Below are 16,101 nucleotides of genomic sequence, written 5' to 3' on the forward strand. Positions count from 1 at the left end.
GCGACGGGTCAGCTTTCCAGCCAGACGTCCCGGGCCCAGTGCCAGACCGATTCCCAGGTTTCCTCGGCGATCAGTTCTTCTTCTGCCTGCCACAGCACTACCGTGCCATCCTCTTCGACGCAGTAGTAATCGTCACCGTCCTGGCAGATCGGGACCAGGCTGCGGTCGACACCGGCATCCCAGGCGTTGGCGGCCACGTCCGGCAGGTAGGTGTGGGATTGTGGATCGGTGACGGTCACCGGCTCCAGGCTGCCGTAGACGACATCGCTGACGGTCAGCAAAAACTCCCTGAAGACGAATGGGATATCGATGAACAGCTGCTCTTCGATCTCTACCAGCAAATCTTCGTCGGGCAATTCCAGCGGGACCGGTACGGGTTCGTTGGCTTCACGCAATTGTTCGATGATTTCTTCCACGTCCGGGGATCCTCTTTCTCGATGGCGCGGTTTTATATGAAGCGGTTTATACAGTAGCTCGCTATAGATGCAACCGCGAAATAGAAAACCCCGGCCTGGGCCGGGGTTCTTTTATTTCAACATGCAAAACGGTCAAAGGTTCAACCGTTCTGGCGGATACCTGCCACCAGCCAAGGCTGGTCATCGCCCTGGGCGCGTTCCATGTTCCAGCTTTCGCTGAACGCTTCGCCCTTGTCGAAGCGAGAATCCTTCGACACACCGATGAAGGTCAGGGTGGCGATGGTCTTGTCGGCGCGATCGTCGACACCGTCCAGTTGCACCTGCAGGTTATCGATGTAGGTGGACTGGAAGCCATCACCCAGCTCGGCTCGCTCGCGCTTGAGGAACTCCAGCAGTTGCGGGGTCACGAACTCGGCGATCTTGTCCATTTCGTTCGCGTCCCAATGCTGCTGCAGGGCCATGAAGTGGTTGCGCGCGGCTTCGATGAAGCGCTGCTCGTTGAACCAGGCCGGCGCATTGATGACCGGACGAGCGGCCGCAGGCGCTGCCGAACCACCGAAGATCGAACCACTGGCAGGCTGCTGGTTGAACACTTCACGCTGCATCGGCGCGTGGCCGGCTGGAGCGAATTGCTCCTGCTGCTTGCGACGACGAGCGGCAATGAAGCGGAAGACCAGGAAGGCGATGACCGCCATGATCAGGATGTCGAAGATCTGCATGCCCTGGAAGCCGTCGCCCATGAACATGGAGGCGAGCAGGCCACCGGCGGCGATGCCGGCCAGGGGGCCGAGCCAGCGCGAAGCACCGCTGGCCTTGGTGGCAGCGCCTGCGGCACCGGCCGCGCCTGCGGTGGCAGCGGTGGAGCCGGCGGCAGAGGACGGCGCCATCTGGCTGGTCTGGTGAGTCGGGGCTGCCCCCGAGCTTTTACCACCGCCAAAGCGCTTGGCAGCATTGGCATCGATGGCCATCGTCAGGCCGATGCACAACGCCATGGCGACGCTAAGAAAACGTTTCATATAAAGGCATTCCCATTTGTGGATAGCACGCGGGCCATGTTGCACAGGTGAACTGTTGCTGGCTAGCGGCAGAGTGTTTCCGGCTTTTGCGTGACAGGTTAGGTTCAGCTTCAACCGCGTAAGAGGGCTTGTTCGCTTTGGGCTGTAGGAAAGAGGAACAAGTTCTATCGGAAATGTTTCCCAGAACAACTGTGGGAGCGAGCTTGCTCGCGATAACGGTGTGTCAGTCAGCATCAATAATGACTGATCGACCGCTATCGCGAGCAAGCTCGCTCCCACAGGGGCCTACATAAATCTTTAGATCGCTTCCAGCTTGGCATACCCCAGCATCAGCCACTTGCTGCCTTCGCTGAAGTTCACCTGCACCCGGGCCTGGGCGCCGGCGCCTTCGAAGTTGAGGATGACGCCGTCGCCGAACACCGAGTGCCGCACGGTCTGGCCGAGGCTGAAGCCGGTTTCCGGGATGTCGCTGCCGCCGAACAGGCTGCTGCTTTGTTGCTGGCCGCCACCGAACGGTCGGCTGACACTGTTGGACAGCCGCACTTCCTGGATCAGGCCCTTCGGCACTTCACGTACGAAGCGCGACACCTTGTTGTAGGTCTCGCTGCCATACAAGCGTCGGGTTTCGGCGTAGGTCATGACCAGATTCTGCATGGCACGGGTGATACCAACGTAGGCCAGGCGCCGTTCCTCTTCCAGGCGTCCCGGTTCTTCCAGGCTCATCTTGTGGGGGAACAGGCCTTCTTCCATGCCCACAAGGAACACGTAGGGGAATTCCAGGCCCTTGGCGCTGTGCAGGGTCATCAGCTGGATGCTGTCTTCATGTTCGTCGGCCTGGGTGTCGCCGGCCTCCAGGGAGGCGTGACCCAGGAAGGCCGACAGCGGCGACAGGTCTTGGTCTTCTTCGGTGTTCTCGAAGTTGCGCGCGGCGCTGACCAGCTCCTCAAGGTTTTCCACCCGGGCCTGGCCTTTCTCACCTTTTTCCGCTTCGTGGTAGGCGATCAGGCCGGACTGCTCGATGACGGTCTGGGTCATCAGGTGCAGAGGCATCTCCCCGCACTTGGCGGCCAGGTCTTCGATCAGGTCCATGAAGGCCTTCAGGGCGCCGGCGGCGCGACCGGTCACGCCTTTGTTGGTCACCAGTTGGCGCATGGCTTCCCACATGGACACGTGGCTGTGGCGCGCATGATCGCGAATCGCTTCGACGGTTTTCTCGCCGATGCCTCGCGTCGGCACGTTGATCACCCGCTCCAGGGCCGCGTCGTTGCCGCGACCTTCGAGCAGGCGCAGGTAGGCCATGGCGTTCTTGATTTCAGCACGCTCGAAGAAGCGTTGGCCGCCATAGATGCGGTAGGGGATCCGTTCGCGCAGCAACGCTTCTTCCAGCACCCGCGATTGGGCGTTGGAACGGTACAGGATGGCGATGTCGCTGCGGGCCAGGCCGGTTTTCAGCGCACTTTCGATGGTTTCCACCACGTAGCGGGCTTCATCGTGTTCGTTGAAGGCGGCATAGAGGTTGATCGCTTCGCCTTCGCCGCCGTCGGTCCACAGTTCCTTGCCCAGGCGCCCGGTGTTGTTGGCGATCAGGGCGTTGGCGGCCTTGAGGATGCCGGCGGTTGAGCGGTAGTTCTGTTCCAGGCGGATGACTTCGGCGTCAGGGAAGTCTGCCGAGTACTGGTGAATGTTCTCGATCTTGGCGCCGCGCCAGCCGTAGATCGACTGATCGTCGTCACCCACCACCATCAGGCTGTCGCCGCCCTTGGCGAGCAAGCGCAACCAGGCGTATTGCACGGCGTTGGTGTCCTGGAATTCGTCCACCAGTACATGCCGGAAGCGCTTTTGATAGTGGGCCAGCAGGCCTGGATGGTCGCGCCACAGGTCCAGGGCCCGTAGCAGCAGCTCGGAAAAGTCGATCACCCCGGCACGCTGGCACGCCGCCTCGTAGGCTTCGTAGATGCTGCGCATGGTCGCCAGGAACAAGTCGCCGCTGGCCTGGATGTGCTGCGGGCGCAGGCCTTCGTCTTTCTGGCCGTTGATGAACCATTGGGCCTGGCGGGCGGGCCAGCGCTGTTCGTCCAGGCCCAGTTCGCGGATCACCCGCTTGACCAGGCGCTGCTGGTCGTCGCTGTCCAGGATCTGGAAGGTCTGGCTCAACCCGGCTTCCTGCCAATGCGCCCGCAACAAGCGGTGCGCCAGGCCGTGGAAGGTGCCGACCCACATGCCGGCGGGGTTGATGCCCATCAGTTGTTCGATGCGATGGCGCATCTCGGCCGCGGCCTTGTTGGTGAACGTCACCGACAGGATCGAATGGGGCGAGGCGTTCTCGACCTGGATCAACCAGGCGATACGGTGCACCAGCACTCGGGTTTTACCGGAGCCGGCACCGGCCAGGACCAACTGACGACCCACGGAGGCAGCTACGGCCTGACGTTGGGCATCGTTGAGGGAGTTCAGCAGAAGGGAGAGATCATCGCGCATCGGGGCATTCTAGGGTGCGGCGTCACCCCGGGCAAACCGAGCTTTGCATCAGCCGATAAAAGACCGCTGGGTGATGACCGGCGGGTCACAGGCTACAGGCGTTGGCGGGACTCGCTCCGGAGGGGTGCCACCTAATGAAATAGCGACTTTTTTCCTTGTTTTTATGAGCTGGGGCAGTGTGGGATGGCCCATGGCTTGTGTATGCTCGGTGCTCGTTTCGGGTTCTCCACGCTTGACTGAATAAGAACAAGAACAGTGCCAATGACCCTCAATTCCGATCCGGCGGGCCCCTGTGTGGAACCGCGGGTCATCTGCAAGCAGTACGCCACGGAGATGGCGGTCGAGCGCACACGTCTGTTGTATCAAGGCTCACTGCTGCCTACGTTGTTCATGCTGCTCAATGGTCTGGTCTGCGCCGCGCTGTTATGGGAGCCGCGGCGCTATTTCCTGGTCAGCGTCTGGCTCGTCTGGTTGTTGTCGCTGGTGGCGCTGCGGGTAATCCAGGTGGCGGCTTTCGATTCGGCGATGCCAAGCCGCCAGGCGCACCCGATCTGGTTGCGCATGTTTTTGCTGGGCTCGGCGATGACCGGCCTGACGCTGGCCGGGGCTGGCATCGCGCTGGTCCCGGCCGACAGCTTCCAGCAGCAGGCCTGGGTGTTCGGCCTGATTGGCGCGGCGGTGCTGTCGGCCAGTGTGGCCTATGCCGTGAGCCTTCCAGCGTTCCTGTCCTTCACCTTGCCCTGCCTGTTGCCGGCCATCGGTTATCTCTTCTGGGGTGGCGATGAGCAGCAACGTGGCTGGGGCTGGCTGGGCCTGATTGTGCTGGTTTCCCTGAGCGTGGTGGCCTGGCAAGTCAATCGCTTGATCCAGAGTGGCATGCTGCGACGCTTCCAGAACCAGGCCCTGATCGAGCATCTGCAGCAAACCCAAACCCGCAGTGCATTGCTCAACGAGGCGCTGGCCCGAGAGGTCGAGCAACGTCGTTCGGCCGAAGAGAAACTGCGGGCGGCCCAGGTTGGCCTGGAGGCGCGGGTTGCGCAACGCAGCCTTGAACTGGAGGTCGCCAGCCAGGCCCTGAGCAAGAGCGAGGCGCGTCTGGCCCTGGCCCTCAAGGCCAGTGAGCTGGGGTTGTGGGACTGGAACCTGCAGACTGACGAGGTCCATCACACCCAGCTCAAGGAGTTGTTCGGCCTGGAGCCCGAATACGTCACGGCGATGCTCAGTCACCTCACCCCGCGCTTGCACCCCCAGGACGTACCGGCGCTCAAGCGTGCCCTGGTCGAACACCTCAAGGGTCGCAGCGAGGATTACCAGATCGAATACCGTGTGCGTCACGGCGATGGTCACTGGGTCTGGATCGAAGACCGCGGCCGGGCCGTCGAGCGCAGCGCGAGCGGACGGGTGCTGCGCATGGTCGGCACCCGGCGCGACATCAGCGTCAGCAAGGAACTCGAGCAGCAACGCCAACTGGCGGCCACGGTGTTCGAGGCCGCCAGCGAAGGTATTGTGATTTTCGACCCCAACTACCTGTTGCTCGCCGCCAATCAGGCGTTCACGCGGGTCACCGGTTTCAATATCCAGGACATGCTCGGGCGCAACGTGGTCGACCTGCCGTGCAGCCGCGATGCGCGCCGACACTACCCCGTCATTCGCCAGTCGCTCAAGCAGCACGGCACCTGGCAGGGTGAGTTGGTGGAGGCACGGGCCAACGGCGAGCTGTATCCGCAGTGGCTGCAACTGAACGTCGTGCGCGATGCTCGGGGAAATGTCAGCCATATAGTGGGCTTCTTCGCCGATCTTTCGGCGCGGCGCGAATCCGAAGAACGGATGCGCTACCTGACCCATTACGACGAATTGACTGGGTTGGCGAATCGTTCGCTGTTTCGCGAACGCTTGAATGAAGCGCATCAGCGGGTGCGCCAGGGTGGACGGCGCAGCCTGGCGTTGCTGCATATCAACCTGGACCGTTTCAAATTGCTCAACGACAGCCTTGGCCATGACATCGCCGACCAGTTGTTGCAGAAAATGGCGCGGCGCCTGATCAACGCGCTGCCCGAGGCGGATACCATCGCCCGGTTATCCGGCGATGAGTTTGCGGTGTTGTTCGATGCCTACGGCAACCTTTCAAGCCTGGCTCGGGTGGCGACCCGATTGGCCTCCAAGCTGCGCGTTCCGCTGACCATCGAGGGCCATGAACTGGTGCTCAGTGCTTCCATCGGCATCAGCCTGTTGCCTGACAACACGCGGGAAATTGCCACGCTGGTCAGCCAGGCGAACATGGCCATGCAGCACGCCAAGCATTTGGGGGGCAACAACTTCCAGTTCTACACCGAGAGCCTCCAGGCCAGCACGCTGGAGCGCCTGCAACTGGAAAACCAACTGCGCAAGGCCTTGGAAGAGCAACAACTGACGGTCTTTTATCAGCCGAAACTGTGCCTGGCGACCGGTCGCCTGAACGCCGCCGAGGCGCTGGTGCGCTGGGATCATCCGGCCATGGGGCGGGTTCCGCCGGGGGATTTCATCGGCTTGGCCGAAGAGACCGGGTTGATCGGGCCGATTGGCGAGTTCGTGTTGCGCCAGGCCTGTTGGCAGGCGTGCGAATGGCAGCGCCAGGGGCTCGAGCCGATCAGGGTGTCGGTCAATCTGTCGGTGCATCAATTGCGCCAGGGCAAGCTGGTCAGCCTGGTGCGACAAGTGCTGGAAGAAACCGGTCTGGCACCCCAGTACCTGGAGCTGGAGTTGACCGAGAGCCAGTTGCTCGACAGCGTCGAACACATCATCGCCACATTCCAGCAATTGCGTGATCTTGGGGTCAAACTGGCGATCGACGATTTTGGCACCGGCTACTCATCCCTGAGCTACCTCAAACGTATCCCGGTGGACTACGTGAAGATCGACCAGGCATTCATTCGCGGGCTGGGCGAGGGCAGCGTGGATACCGCCATTACCCGGGCAATCATTGCAATGGCCCATGGGCTGTCGCTCAAGGTAGTGGCCGAAGGCGTCGAGCGGCAGGAGCAGCTCGATTTCCTCAGGAACGAGCGTTGCGATGAGGTGCAGGGTTATCTGATCAGTCGGCCAGTGGAAGCTGATGGGTTGGCCGGGTTGTTGCGGATGCAGCACTTGACGGAATGAACCCGGTCCTCGATTGGAACTTCCCGCCAGACGCTTTTAGTGTCTGGCGGGAAGTTATTAACATGCGCTTAGTTGGTCACGAGTACTTCATCAATGTGATGCAGCAACTGCCCTTCGAAAAAAATGCTCACGCCGGTGACATGAGATTCGCCCGGTACTCTGTATTCGACGACTTTGTCGGTTATGACCGGCAGTGAAACTTCATTGGAAGATTCAAGTTCCAACTCCAGTCGAAGATCAAAGGACTTGTCCTGCATCGGGCTTCGTACCAGCTTTGGCGTAATGCCGGTGTGGGGGACGGTTACAGTGCCAAAGGTACGGAACGACGCGGCACCTGGCATGCGATCGATTTGTGCGTTCCAATCTTTAGTTGTGATTTTCATGATAGTAACTCCTGTAGTTAGTTGATTGCGTCCTGCGGGAGCCAATATATCGACTTTGACTTGATGGTGTCTGGGAAATTGCGATTGGGATTGTAAGAATACGTTAGTTGTCGAGTGAGTTGTCAGATTTTCCGTGGGTCATATTATCGATGACGGCTGGAGTATGTTGTTGGGGAAGTAGTCAGTGATTGAATAGATGGTTTCCCCCAGCCAGAGGCTCAGGTCGCGTCTGGGGATCAACCGATCGGCAGCGCAGAGGGTTTGCGCCAAGGCCCAGGCTGCTACATCTGGCGATCCTCGGCCAAAACAAGGGGGCAGCGCGGCAATCCAGTTACGTTTTGGACGGGCAAAGCGCCAATTCTTGTAGTATAACTACAAGCTTGCTACATCCCGGCATTTGCCCATAACAAGAGTCCAGCGCCTTGAACCTGTTGCAACACATCGCCCAGTCACGCCACTTGCTGCGCAAGTCGGAGCTGAAAGTCGCCGATCACGTACTGCTTGATCCAGCGGCCGTGATGCATAGCTCCATGGCCGATCTTGCCCACAGCGTCGGCATCAGTGAACCGACCATCGTGCGCTTCTGCCGGGCCATTGGTTGCTCGGGTTTCCAGGACCTGAAACTCAAGCTGGCGCAAAGCCTGGCCGCTGGGGCGAGCTTCGGTCAGTTTGCGATCCATGAAGATGACTCGGTGGCGGACTACAGCCTGAAAATCTTCGACACCACCCTGCATACGTTGATGGAGGTTCGCGAGAAACTTGACCCGGTGGCGTTGCAAAAGGCTGTCACGGCCATGTCCCAGGCCCAGCGTGTCGAGTTCTATGGCTTCGGCGCTTCGGGCGCGGTGGCGGCCGATGCCCAGCACAAGTTCTTCCGGTTGCTGCTCACGGCGGCAGCCTATTCCGACCCGCACATGCAGGCCATGTCGGCAGTGACGTTGAAACCCACCGATGTGGCGATCTGCATTTCCCAGTCGGGGCGCTCCAAGGATCTGCTGATCACCGCGAACCTGGTGCGTGAAAGCGGTGCCTCGCTGATCACCTTGTGCCCGAGCCAGACGCCACTGGCGGAGCTGTCCACGGTGAACCTGGCCATCGACGTGCATGAAGACACCGAGATCTACACGCCGCTGACCTCGCGCATCGCCCACCTGGTGGTGATCGACGTCTTGGCAATGGGCGTCGCCATGGCCCGTGGCCCGAGCTTGGTCAACCACCTCAAGAGCGTGAAGCGCAGCCTTCGCAGCCTGCGGCTGTCGCCCAAGTCGGTGAAGGCGCTGGACGACTAAATCCCAAGTCAGTAGGGCAAGCGCTCTTGTGGCGAGGGGATTTATTCCCGTTGGACTGCGCAGCAGTCCCAAGCTGTCCTCAGGGGTATCTATTTGAAGTGGGGGCTTCTTGGGAGGAGTGCTTCGCAGCCCAACGGGAATAAATCCCCTCGCCACAGGCTTACCCTCCAAAAGATCCAATCGCCGGAATTCATCGTTCTGTAACTCCCGCGCCGCCAAACGGTCATCGCGCGCCGTCATCGTGAAACTCCCGTATACGTCTTGGGAGTCTCGACATGACCCAGTCCTACGAAGAACGCAGCGCCGTCAAAACCCGTCGTCAGCAGGAAGATCAGCGCCGCATGGCGTTCCGTCGCGCCATCGAAGACCGCTATGAGCAGCGCCAGCTCCTGGCCGAGATCAGCGAATTTCCTGACGTGGCAGAATTCAATTACTGGCAGGCATCGTCGGCGGTTTCCCGTCGAAACGCTCAACCAGGCCAATGATCTGAGCGCGCTCACCGCGCACGAACGCCAGGAAGGCGTGGGCCACTGGTGACAGGCGCTTGGCCCTGGCCTGCACCAGGCACCAACTGCGGTACAGCGGCAACTCCTCCACCGGCAGCTCGATGAGTGCGCCGGACGACAGCTCCCGGCTCACGGCGTGGCGCGTCAACAGCGCCACGCCCAGCCCGGCCACCACGCATTCGCGCTGGGCTTCCGCCGACGCCACTTCCAGCGTCTGGGTGAAATGCACCCGTTTCTCCTTGAAGTATTCCTCGCAGGCCAGTCGCGTGCCGGACCCCGGTTCGCGCAACAGCAGCGTGTAGGGCTCCAGGTCCTGCAAGCGCAGCGGACCCAGGTGGCTCAGCGGATGATCGGGCGGCGCCACGGCGACGATCGGATTGTTGAGGAAGGGCAGGAACTCCAGGCCCATGTCCTGGGGCACCATGGACATGATCACCAGGTCGTCACGGTTGTCCGAGAGGCGGCGGATGACCTGGCCCCGGTTGACCACCGTGAGGTTCAGATTGACCTCCGGATGCTGGCGCTTGAACGCGGCGAACAGGTGCGGGACGAAGTACTTGGCGCTGGACTCCACCGCCAGCTTCAATTGGCCTTGCAGCGACCCCTGCATGTCCGAGAGCTGCATATCGAGGTTTTCCAGGCGCCCGAAGATGTCTCGGCTGGCACGTTGCAGGGCTTCGGCGGCTTCGGTCATGTAGAGTTTCTTGCCGACATACTCGAACAGCGGCTGGCCAATCAGCTCTTCCAGGGATCGGATCTGTAGGCTAACGGCCGGTTGTGTGAGAGACATTTCGTCGGCTGCACGGCTGTAAGACCTCAGGTCGCACACCTCGTTGAAAATCTGCAATTGACGCAACGTCATACGCATCAATGACTTACGCATTTTCTAGGCACTCTGGAGTGGGACGGATAATGCAACTATAAGTCTTTGCTTATGCACGACCCAATAATTATTCATTTTTGTTAATCCACAGCCAGGACTAGTGTGGAGCTGCGACCAATTGTTACATCTGGTCACGCGTCGGCCTGGACCTCAGGCCGTGGTATCACCGGCTCAAGGGAACCTCCAATTGATAACAAAGATCCTGATCGCCAACCGTGGTGAGATTGCCGTCCGCATCGTGCGCGCTTGCGCCGAGATGGGCATTCGCTCGGTCGCGGTCTACTCCGACGCGGACCGTCATGCGTTGCATGTCAAGCGTGCGGACGAGGCCCACAGCATCGGCGCCGATCCGCTGGCCGGCTACCTCAACCCGCGCAAACTGGTGAACCTGGCGGTGGAAACCGGCTGCGATGCCTTGCACCCCGGTTACGGTTTCCTTTCGGAAAACGCCGAACTGGCGGACATCTGCGCTGAACGCGGCATCAAATTCATTGGCCCGTCGGCGGAAGTCATTCGCCGCATGGGCGACAAGACCGAAGCGCGCCGCAGCATGATCAAGGCCGGTGTGCCGGTCACGCCAGGCACCGAAGGCAACGTATCGGGCATTGAAGAAGCGCTGACCGAAGGTGATCGGATCGGTTACCCGGTGATGCTCAAGGCCACGTCTGGCGGCGGCGGTCGCGGTATCCGTCGCTGCAACAGTCGGGAAGAACTGGAACAGGCCTTCCCCCGGGTCATCTCCGAAGCCACCAAGGCATTCGGTTCGGCGGAAGTGTTCCTGGAAAAATGCATCGTCAACCCAAAGCACATCGAAGCGCAGATCCTGGGGGACAGTTTCGGCAACGTGGTGCACCTGTTCGAGCGTGATTGCTCGATCCAGCGTCGCAACCAGAAGCTGATCGAAATCGCCCCGAGCCCGCAGTTGACGCCCGAGCAGCGCGCCTACATCGGCGACCTGTCGGTGCGCGCGGCCAAGGCCGTGGGCTACGAGAATGCCGGCACCGTGGAGTTCCTGCTCGCCGAAGGCGAGGTGTACTTCATGGAGATGAACACTCGGGTGCAGGTGGAACACACCATCACCGAAGAAATCACCGGTATCGACATCGTTCGCGAACAGATCCGCATCGCTTCCGGGCTGCCACTGTCGGTCAAGCAGGAAGACATCCTGCACCGGGGTTTCGCGTTGCAGTTCCGGATCAACGCCGAGGACCCGAAAAACAACTTCCTGCCCAGCTTCGGCAAGATCACCCGTTACTACGCCCCTGGCGGCCCGGGTGTACGCACCGACACGGCGATCTACACCGGCTACACCATTCCGCCGTTCTACGATTCGATGTGCCTGAAACTGGTGGTCTGGGCGTTGACCTGGGAAGAAGCGATGGACCGTGGCCTGCGAGCCCTGGATGACATGCGCCTGCAGGGGGTCAAGACCACCGCCGCGTATTACCAGGAGATCCTGCGCAATCCGGAATTCCGCAGCGGCCAGTTCAATACCAGCTTCGTTGAAAGCCACCCTGAACTGACCAACTACTCGATCAAGCGCAAACCCGAAGAGCTGGCCCTGGCCATCGCCGCCGCCATTGCCGCCCACGCAGGCTTATGAACAAGCAGCGGCGAGCTGCAAGCGCCAAGCTACAAGTGAGAGCGGATCAGCTTTTACTTGCAGCTTGTAGCTTGAAGCTTGCCGCTATGAGGAGCTCCTGAAATGTCCAAGAAAATCTTTGTAACCGACACAATCCTGCGCGACGCCCACCAATCGCTGCTCGCCACCCGCATGCGCACCGAAGACATGCTGCCGATCTGCGACAAGCTCGATAAAGTCGGCTATTGGTCGCTGGAAGTCTGGGGCGGCGCGACATTCGACGCCTGCGTGCGCTTCCTGAAGGAAGACCCGTGGGAGCGCCTGCGCCAACTGCGCGCGGCGCTGCCCAACACTCGCTTGCAGATGCTCCTGCGCGGCCAGAACCTGCTGGGCTACCGCCATTACAGCGATGATGTGGTCAAGGCGTTCGTGGCCAAGGCCGCGGTCAACGGCATCGACGTGTTCCGTATTTTCGATGCGATGAACGACGTGCGTAACCTGCGGGTCGCCATCGAAGCGGTGAAGGCCGCCGGCAAGCACGCCCAGGGCACCATCGCCTACACCACCAGCCCGGTGCACACCATCGAGGCGTTCGTGGCCCAGGCCAAGCAGATGGAGTCCATGGGTTGCGACTCGGTGGCGATCAAGGACATGGCCGGCCTGCTGACCCCGTATGCCACTGGCGAACTGGTGAAAGCGCTGAAGGCCGAGCAATCGTTGCCGGTGTTCATCCACTCCCACGACACCGCCGGCCTGGCCGCGATGTGCCAGCTCAAGGCCATCGAAAACGGTGCCGATCACATTGATACCGCGATTTCCAGCTTCGCCTGGGGCACCAGCCATCCGGGCACCGAATCGATGGTCGCTGCCCTTAAAGGCAGTGAATTCGACACGGGGCTGGACCTGGAGCTGCTGCAGGAAATCGGCCTGTACTTCTACGCCGTGCGCAAGAAGTACCACCAGTTCGAAAGCGAGTTCACCGCCGTGGACACCCGCGTCCAGGTCAACCAGGTACCGGGCGGGATGATCTCCAACCTCGCCAACCAGTTGAAAGAGCAGGGCGCACTGAACCGGATGAACGAAGTGCTGGCGGAGATCCCGCGGGTACGCGAAGACCTCGGCTTCCCGCCGCTGGTGACCCCGACCTCGCAGATCGTCGGCACCCAGGCGTTCTTCAACGTGTTGGCCGGTGAGCGCTACAAGACCATCACCAACGAAGTGAAGCTCTATCTGCAGGGCGGCTACGGCAAGGCGCCAGGTTCGGTGAGTGAAAAGCTGCGTCGCCAGGCCATCGGCAGCGAAGAGGTGATCGACGTGCGTCCGGCCGATTTGCTCAAGCCGGAAATGACCAAGCTGCGTGGCGAAATCGGTGCGCTGGCCAAGTCCGAAGAGGACGTGCTGACCTATGCCATGTTCCCGGACATCGGTCGCAAGTTCCTCGAAGAACGCGACGCCGGCACCCTGACCCCGGAAGTGCTGCTGCCAATCCCCGAGGCGGGCAGCGTCAGTTCCGCCGGCGGCGAAGGCGTACCGACCGAGTTCGTCATCGACGTTCACGGCGAAACCTATCGTGTCGACATCACCGGTGTGGGCGTCAAGGCTGAAGGCAAGCGTCACTTCTACCTGTCCATCGATGGCATGCCGGAAGAGGTCGTGTTCGAACCGCTCAATGAGTTTGTCGGCGGCGGCAGCAGTAAGCGCAAGCAAGCCACTGCGCCGGGCCATGTCAGCACCACCATGCCGGGCAACATCGTCGATGTCCTGGTCAAGGAGGGCGACGTGGTGAAGGCCGGCCAAGCGGTGCTGATCACCGAAGCCATGAAGATGGAAACCGAAGTGCAGGCGGCCATCGCCGGCAAGGTCACCGCCATTCATGTGGCCAAGGGCGACCGGGTCAACCCGGGCGAGATCCTGATCGAGATCGAAGGCTGAGTTAACAGCCTCGATACAACGTTTTAACCTCGGGGGGGCATGTGCTCCCCTTTTTTTGCCCAATTTTCCGCAGTCCTTGTAGGAGCGAGCCTGTGGGAGCAAGGCTTGCCCGCGATAGTAGCGCCTCGGTACCAAGCTGGATCCGAGTCGCTTGCATCGCGAGCAAGCTTTGCTCCCACAGGGGGTGGTGGTGTCTGCCGAAAATGAGTCAGAACATCATCCGCCACTGCCCCACCAGCGCGCCGTTGCGATTGTCCTGGCCGCTTTCACCCTGGTAGCTCACCCCCAAGGTGTGTCGTGGCGAAACGGCCAGGTCCAGGCCGGCTTCCAGGAGCAAGCTGTCCCGGTCCAGCTCGATGCCTTCGACGGTATAGGTCTTGCCGCCGCCGACCAGACGTTGACGGGAGCTGCCTCGGACGTCGCCATAAAGGTGTTTCCAGCCGACATTCAGGCGCGGCGTCAACCGCGCTCCCTGGTCAAGAACGAAGGGGCGGGCGAGGTGCAGGCCCAGCTCGCTGGTGTAGTGGTCTTGGGTCTGGCTCTCGAACCGCAGCGCCGCGTCGCCACCTTTCTCCGTGAAGCGATCGCGTTGGTAGCGCTGGTAGCCCAGTTGGACATAGGGCTCGACATCGAAATACCCGACGTCCAGGTTGTAGCCGACTTGCCCGAAGACCTGCTGCGTGTTGGCGTCGTAACGACCTTTGAGTCGATCGCTGAAACCATTGAAAGCCACGTGGCGCTTGGTGCTGCCGTCGTGATCGCCATACACCGCGCCCAAGCGTAGCGCCAGCGGCCCATCCTGGCGCAAGGCATAGGCGCCGACATGCCAACTGTCGAGCCGGCCATCGAATCGATGACCGTCCAGCCGCGTCTCGCTCTTGGCGCCGATGACCCCCAGGCGCCAAGTCGGGTTGATCGCCCAGTCGGTTCCCAGCAGCAAACCTGTTGTCGAATGCTTTAGCGCGTAGTCGTCCAGATGCTTACCGACGCGGCCACTGTTGCCGATGGCCTGGACCCAGACCTGCCCATTGCCGTGGGCGCCCTGCGGAGTGTTCTGGCCCATGGCCGCGAGCATGCCGGTGCTGATGGGCGCGACACTGCTCAGGGTAGCGTTGCCCAGGTCGGCGGTGTCGTAGCCGCTCAACTGGTCGAGGCCATCGGCGGCGATGACTAGGTTGCTGCCGAGCAGGGCGTTGATGGCGGCGTTAGGCTTGGGGCCCGGTTGGGTGGTTTGCGCTTGGCTGGCGGGGGTGGGCGCGGCGCTGGCGATTTTTGCGGGTTCCGCGGGCTTGGGTGTGACGTGATGGGGTGGCGGCTCGGTGGCAGGCGGTTGTGGGGCTGTTGCCGTGACGACGGGTTCTGAGGCCGGCGCCAGGATGCTGGCTGCAAGTGCCTGGCCGTTATCAGTGGTCGCGGCCTGTTCGAGCGGGACATTGTTACGTGTGTAGGTCAGGCCGACCTGTTTTCCTGTGGTGTAGTCCACTGTAGCCGTCATGTACGCAAGGTCATTGACGATCTTCCCGAATTCCCCCTCGACCGTATCCGCGTCGATCACGATGTGTCTGCTCGTGTCGATGTATTCACCCGGTACGGCTGCGATTTTCAAGATGGCATTGTCCAGGATGGCGGTGCCGCCGACCTTGATCGTGGCGCCGCCTTTCTTTGCGTCGATCCCATAGACCAGCGTCGCGCCCTTGGAAAACCTGAGGTCGTTGACCACTGAAGGGGCGCCCATGTCAGGGCCGACTTCCAGCGAGCCCGCCACGTCCAGCGCGTCGACCGTCCCGTTGCCGCTGAACCTGGCCTTTTTCCCCACGAAGACCGGTCCGGCGACGGTGCCTTGGTTAGCGAACTCACCCAAAACGTGAACCGCACCACCGATACGGCCGGTGTTGATCAATTTGGCGTTCGAATCAATCAGGCTGCGGCTGTCGAAATCCTTGCCGTTCGACCATTCGCCTCGCTTCAAATACACATCCTGGATATTGCGTATCTCGCCTAACTCGCCGCCCTTGGCGATCTCCAGTTGCAAGACATTGGCGCCGCCGCCACCGTCGGTGAGCCCGACGAGTTCGCCTTGCCTGCTGACAATCACCAGGTCGTCGCCGTCGTCCTGCGACAGCGGCATTTCCTGGGCGTTGGTGACCCGCTTGATATTGATGTCCGGCGTAGCTGCGAACGCCTTGAGGCGAGTCTGCATTTCGGCGGTTGTTTCGTATGGACGGGGTGGCCCGTCAACGGACTGCGCCATCGAAACCTCGACACAGCCAAGTGCCAAGGCAATTGCCAACGCGAGATGCTGGGGCAGAAACAGGTGTTGGGTAGGCATCGAATGGGACCTCTGATGGAAGAGGTCGCACTTTAAAAATTCCACCTGGGCGGCGATGCCAGCCGTTTTCTCACCGCGGGCAAGATTCGGCGGATGAAATCTGTAGGCTGCTCGTGCTGTGATCAGCGTGGCGGTTCGTTGGCTTTCATGGT

Annotated in this window: 11 protein-coding genes; 5 read left to right on the forward strand and 6 right to left on the reverse strand. The window is 61.1% G+C overall.

Going from position 1 to position 16,101, the window contains the following annotated elements; translation table 11 throughout:
* Positions 1-8 precede the first annotated feature (8 nt).
* The 3 genes from BLP82_RS12900 to uvrD all read right to left on the reverse strand — a co-directional run bounded on the left by BLP82_RS12900 (position 9) and on the right by uvrD (position 3,910).
* Positions 9-416 carry an SMI1/KNR4 family protein gene (locus tag BLP82_RS12900; RefSeq protein ID WP_092168286.1) on the reverse strand — a complete coding sequence of 136 codons (408 nt, stop codon included), beginning with the start codon at positions 414-416 and terminating at the stop codon, positions 9-11.
* A gap of 140 nt (positions 417-556) precedes the next feature.
* Complete coding sequence (locus tag BLP82_RS12905) at positions 557-1,432, reverse strand: Tim44 domain-containing protein (RefSeq protein WP_092168289.1); 876 nt, start codon at positions 1,430-1,432, stop codon at positions 557-559.
* A gap of 297 nt (positions 1,433-1,729) precedes the next feature.
* Positions 1,730-3,910 carry a DNA helicase II gene (gene uvrD, locus BLP82_RS12910; protein ID WP_092168292.1) on the reverse strand — a complete coding sequence of 727 codons (2,181 nt, stop codon included), beginning with the start codon at positions 3,908-3,910 and terminating at the stop codon, positions 1,730-1,732.
* Between the two features lie 261 nt (positions 3,911-4,171).
* Here uvrD and BLP82_RS12915 point away from each other — a divergent pair, with 261 nt between their 5' ends.
* Entirely contained in the window at positions 4,172-7,045 is a 2,874-nt protein-coding gene (locus BLP82_RS12915) for a putative bifunctional diguanylate cyclase/phosphodiesterase (RefSeq protein WP_092168295.1), read from the forward strand.
* A gap of 68 nt (positions 7,046-7,113) precedes the next feature.
* Here the strand turns inward: BLP82_RS12915 and BLP82_RS12920 are convergent, their stop codons facing one another.
* Positions 7,114-7,428 carry a hypothetical protein gene (locus tag BLP82_RS12920; protein ID WP_092168298.1) on the reverse strand — a complete coding sequence of 105 codons (315 nt, stop codon included), beginning with the start codon at positions 7,426-7,428 and terminating at the stop codon, positions 7,114-7,116.
* A gap of 422 nt (positions 7,429-7,850) precedes the next feature.
* Here BLP82_RS12920 and hexR point away from each other — a divergent pair, with 422 nt between their 5' ends.
* Positions 7,851-8,717 carry a transcriptional regulator HexR gene (gene hexR, locus BLP82_RS12925; protein ID WP_003187110.1) on the forward strand — a complete coding sequence of 289 codons (867 nt, stop codon included), beginning with the start codon at positions 7,851-7,853 and terminating at the stop codon, positions 8,715-8,717.
* Between the two features lie 275 nt (positions 8,718-8,992).
* Positions 8,993-9,202: a PA3496 family putative envelope integrity protein gene (locus BLP82_RS12930; protein ID WP_092168301.1), complete on the forward strand. Its 210-nt coding sequence runs from the start codon at positions 8,993-8,995 to the stop codon at positions 9,200-9,202.
* Here BLP82_RS12930 and BLP82_RS12935 read toward each other — a convergent pair.
* Complete coding sequence (locus tag BLP82_RS12935) at positions 9,144-10,106, reverse strand: LysR family transcriptional regulator (protein WP_060739971.1); 963 nt, start codon at positions 10,104-10,106, stop codon at positions 9,144-9,146. The two genes, BLP82_RS12930 and BLP82_RS12935, sit on opposite strands and share 59 nt — an antisense overlap.
* Before the next feature lie 187 nt (positions 10,107-10,293).
* On the opposite strand from BLP82_RS12935, the gene BLP82_RS12940 reads away from it, so the two are divergent.
* Together BLP82_RS12940 and oadA are read left to right on the forward strand one after the other, a co-directional pair.
* The gene (locus BLP82_RS12940; RefSeq protein ID WP_025216234.1) at positions 10,294-11,709 is read left to right on the forward strand and encodes an acetyl-CoA carboxylase biotin carboxylase subunit; all 1,416 of its coding nucleotides are present in this window, start codon (positions 10,294-10,296) and stop codon (positions 11,707-11,709) included.
* Positions 11,710-11,811: 102 nt separating this feature from the next.
* A complete protein-coding gene (oadA, locus tag BLP82_RS12945; RefSeq protein ID WP_092168304.1) occupies positions 11,812-13,620 on the forward strand; it encodes a sodium-extruding oxaloacetate decarboxylase subunit alpha in 1,809 nt (602 codons plus the stop codon).
* Positions 13,621-13,828: 208 nt separating this feature from the next.
* On the opposite strand, the gene BLP82_RS12950 is transcribed toward oadA, so the two are convergent.
* Positions 13,829-15,871: an autotransporter outer membrane beta-barrel domain-containing protein gene (locus tag BLP82_RS12950; protein WP_371914134.1), complete on the reverse strand. Its 2,043-nt coding sequence runs from the start codon at positions 15,869-15,871 to the stop codon at positions 13,829-13,831.
* Positions 15,872-16,101 lie beyond the last annotated feature (230 nt).

Origin of the sequence: Pseudomonas sp. NFACC37-1, from assembly GCF_900101575.1 — a bacterium.
In the GTDB taxonomy this organism is placed as follows: Bacteria; Pseudomonadota; Gammaproteobacteria; order Pseudomonadales; family Pseudomonadaceae; genus Aquipseudomonas; species Aquipseudomonas fluorescens_AA.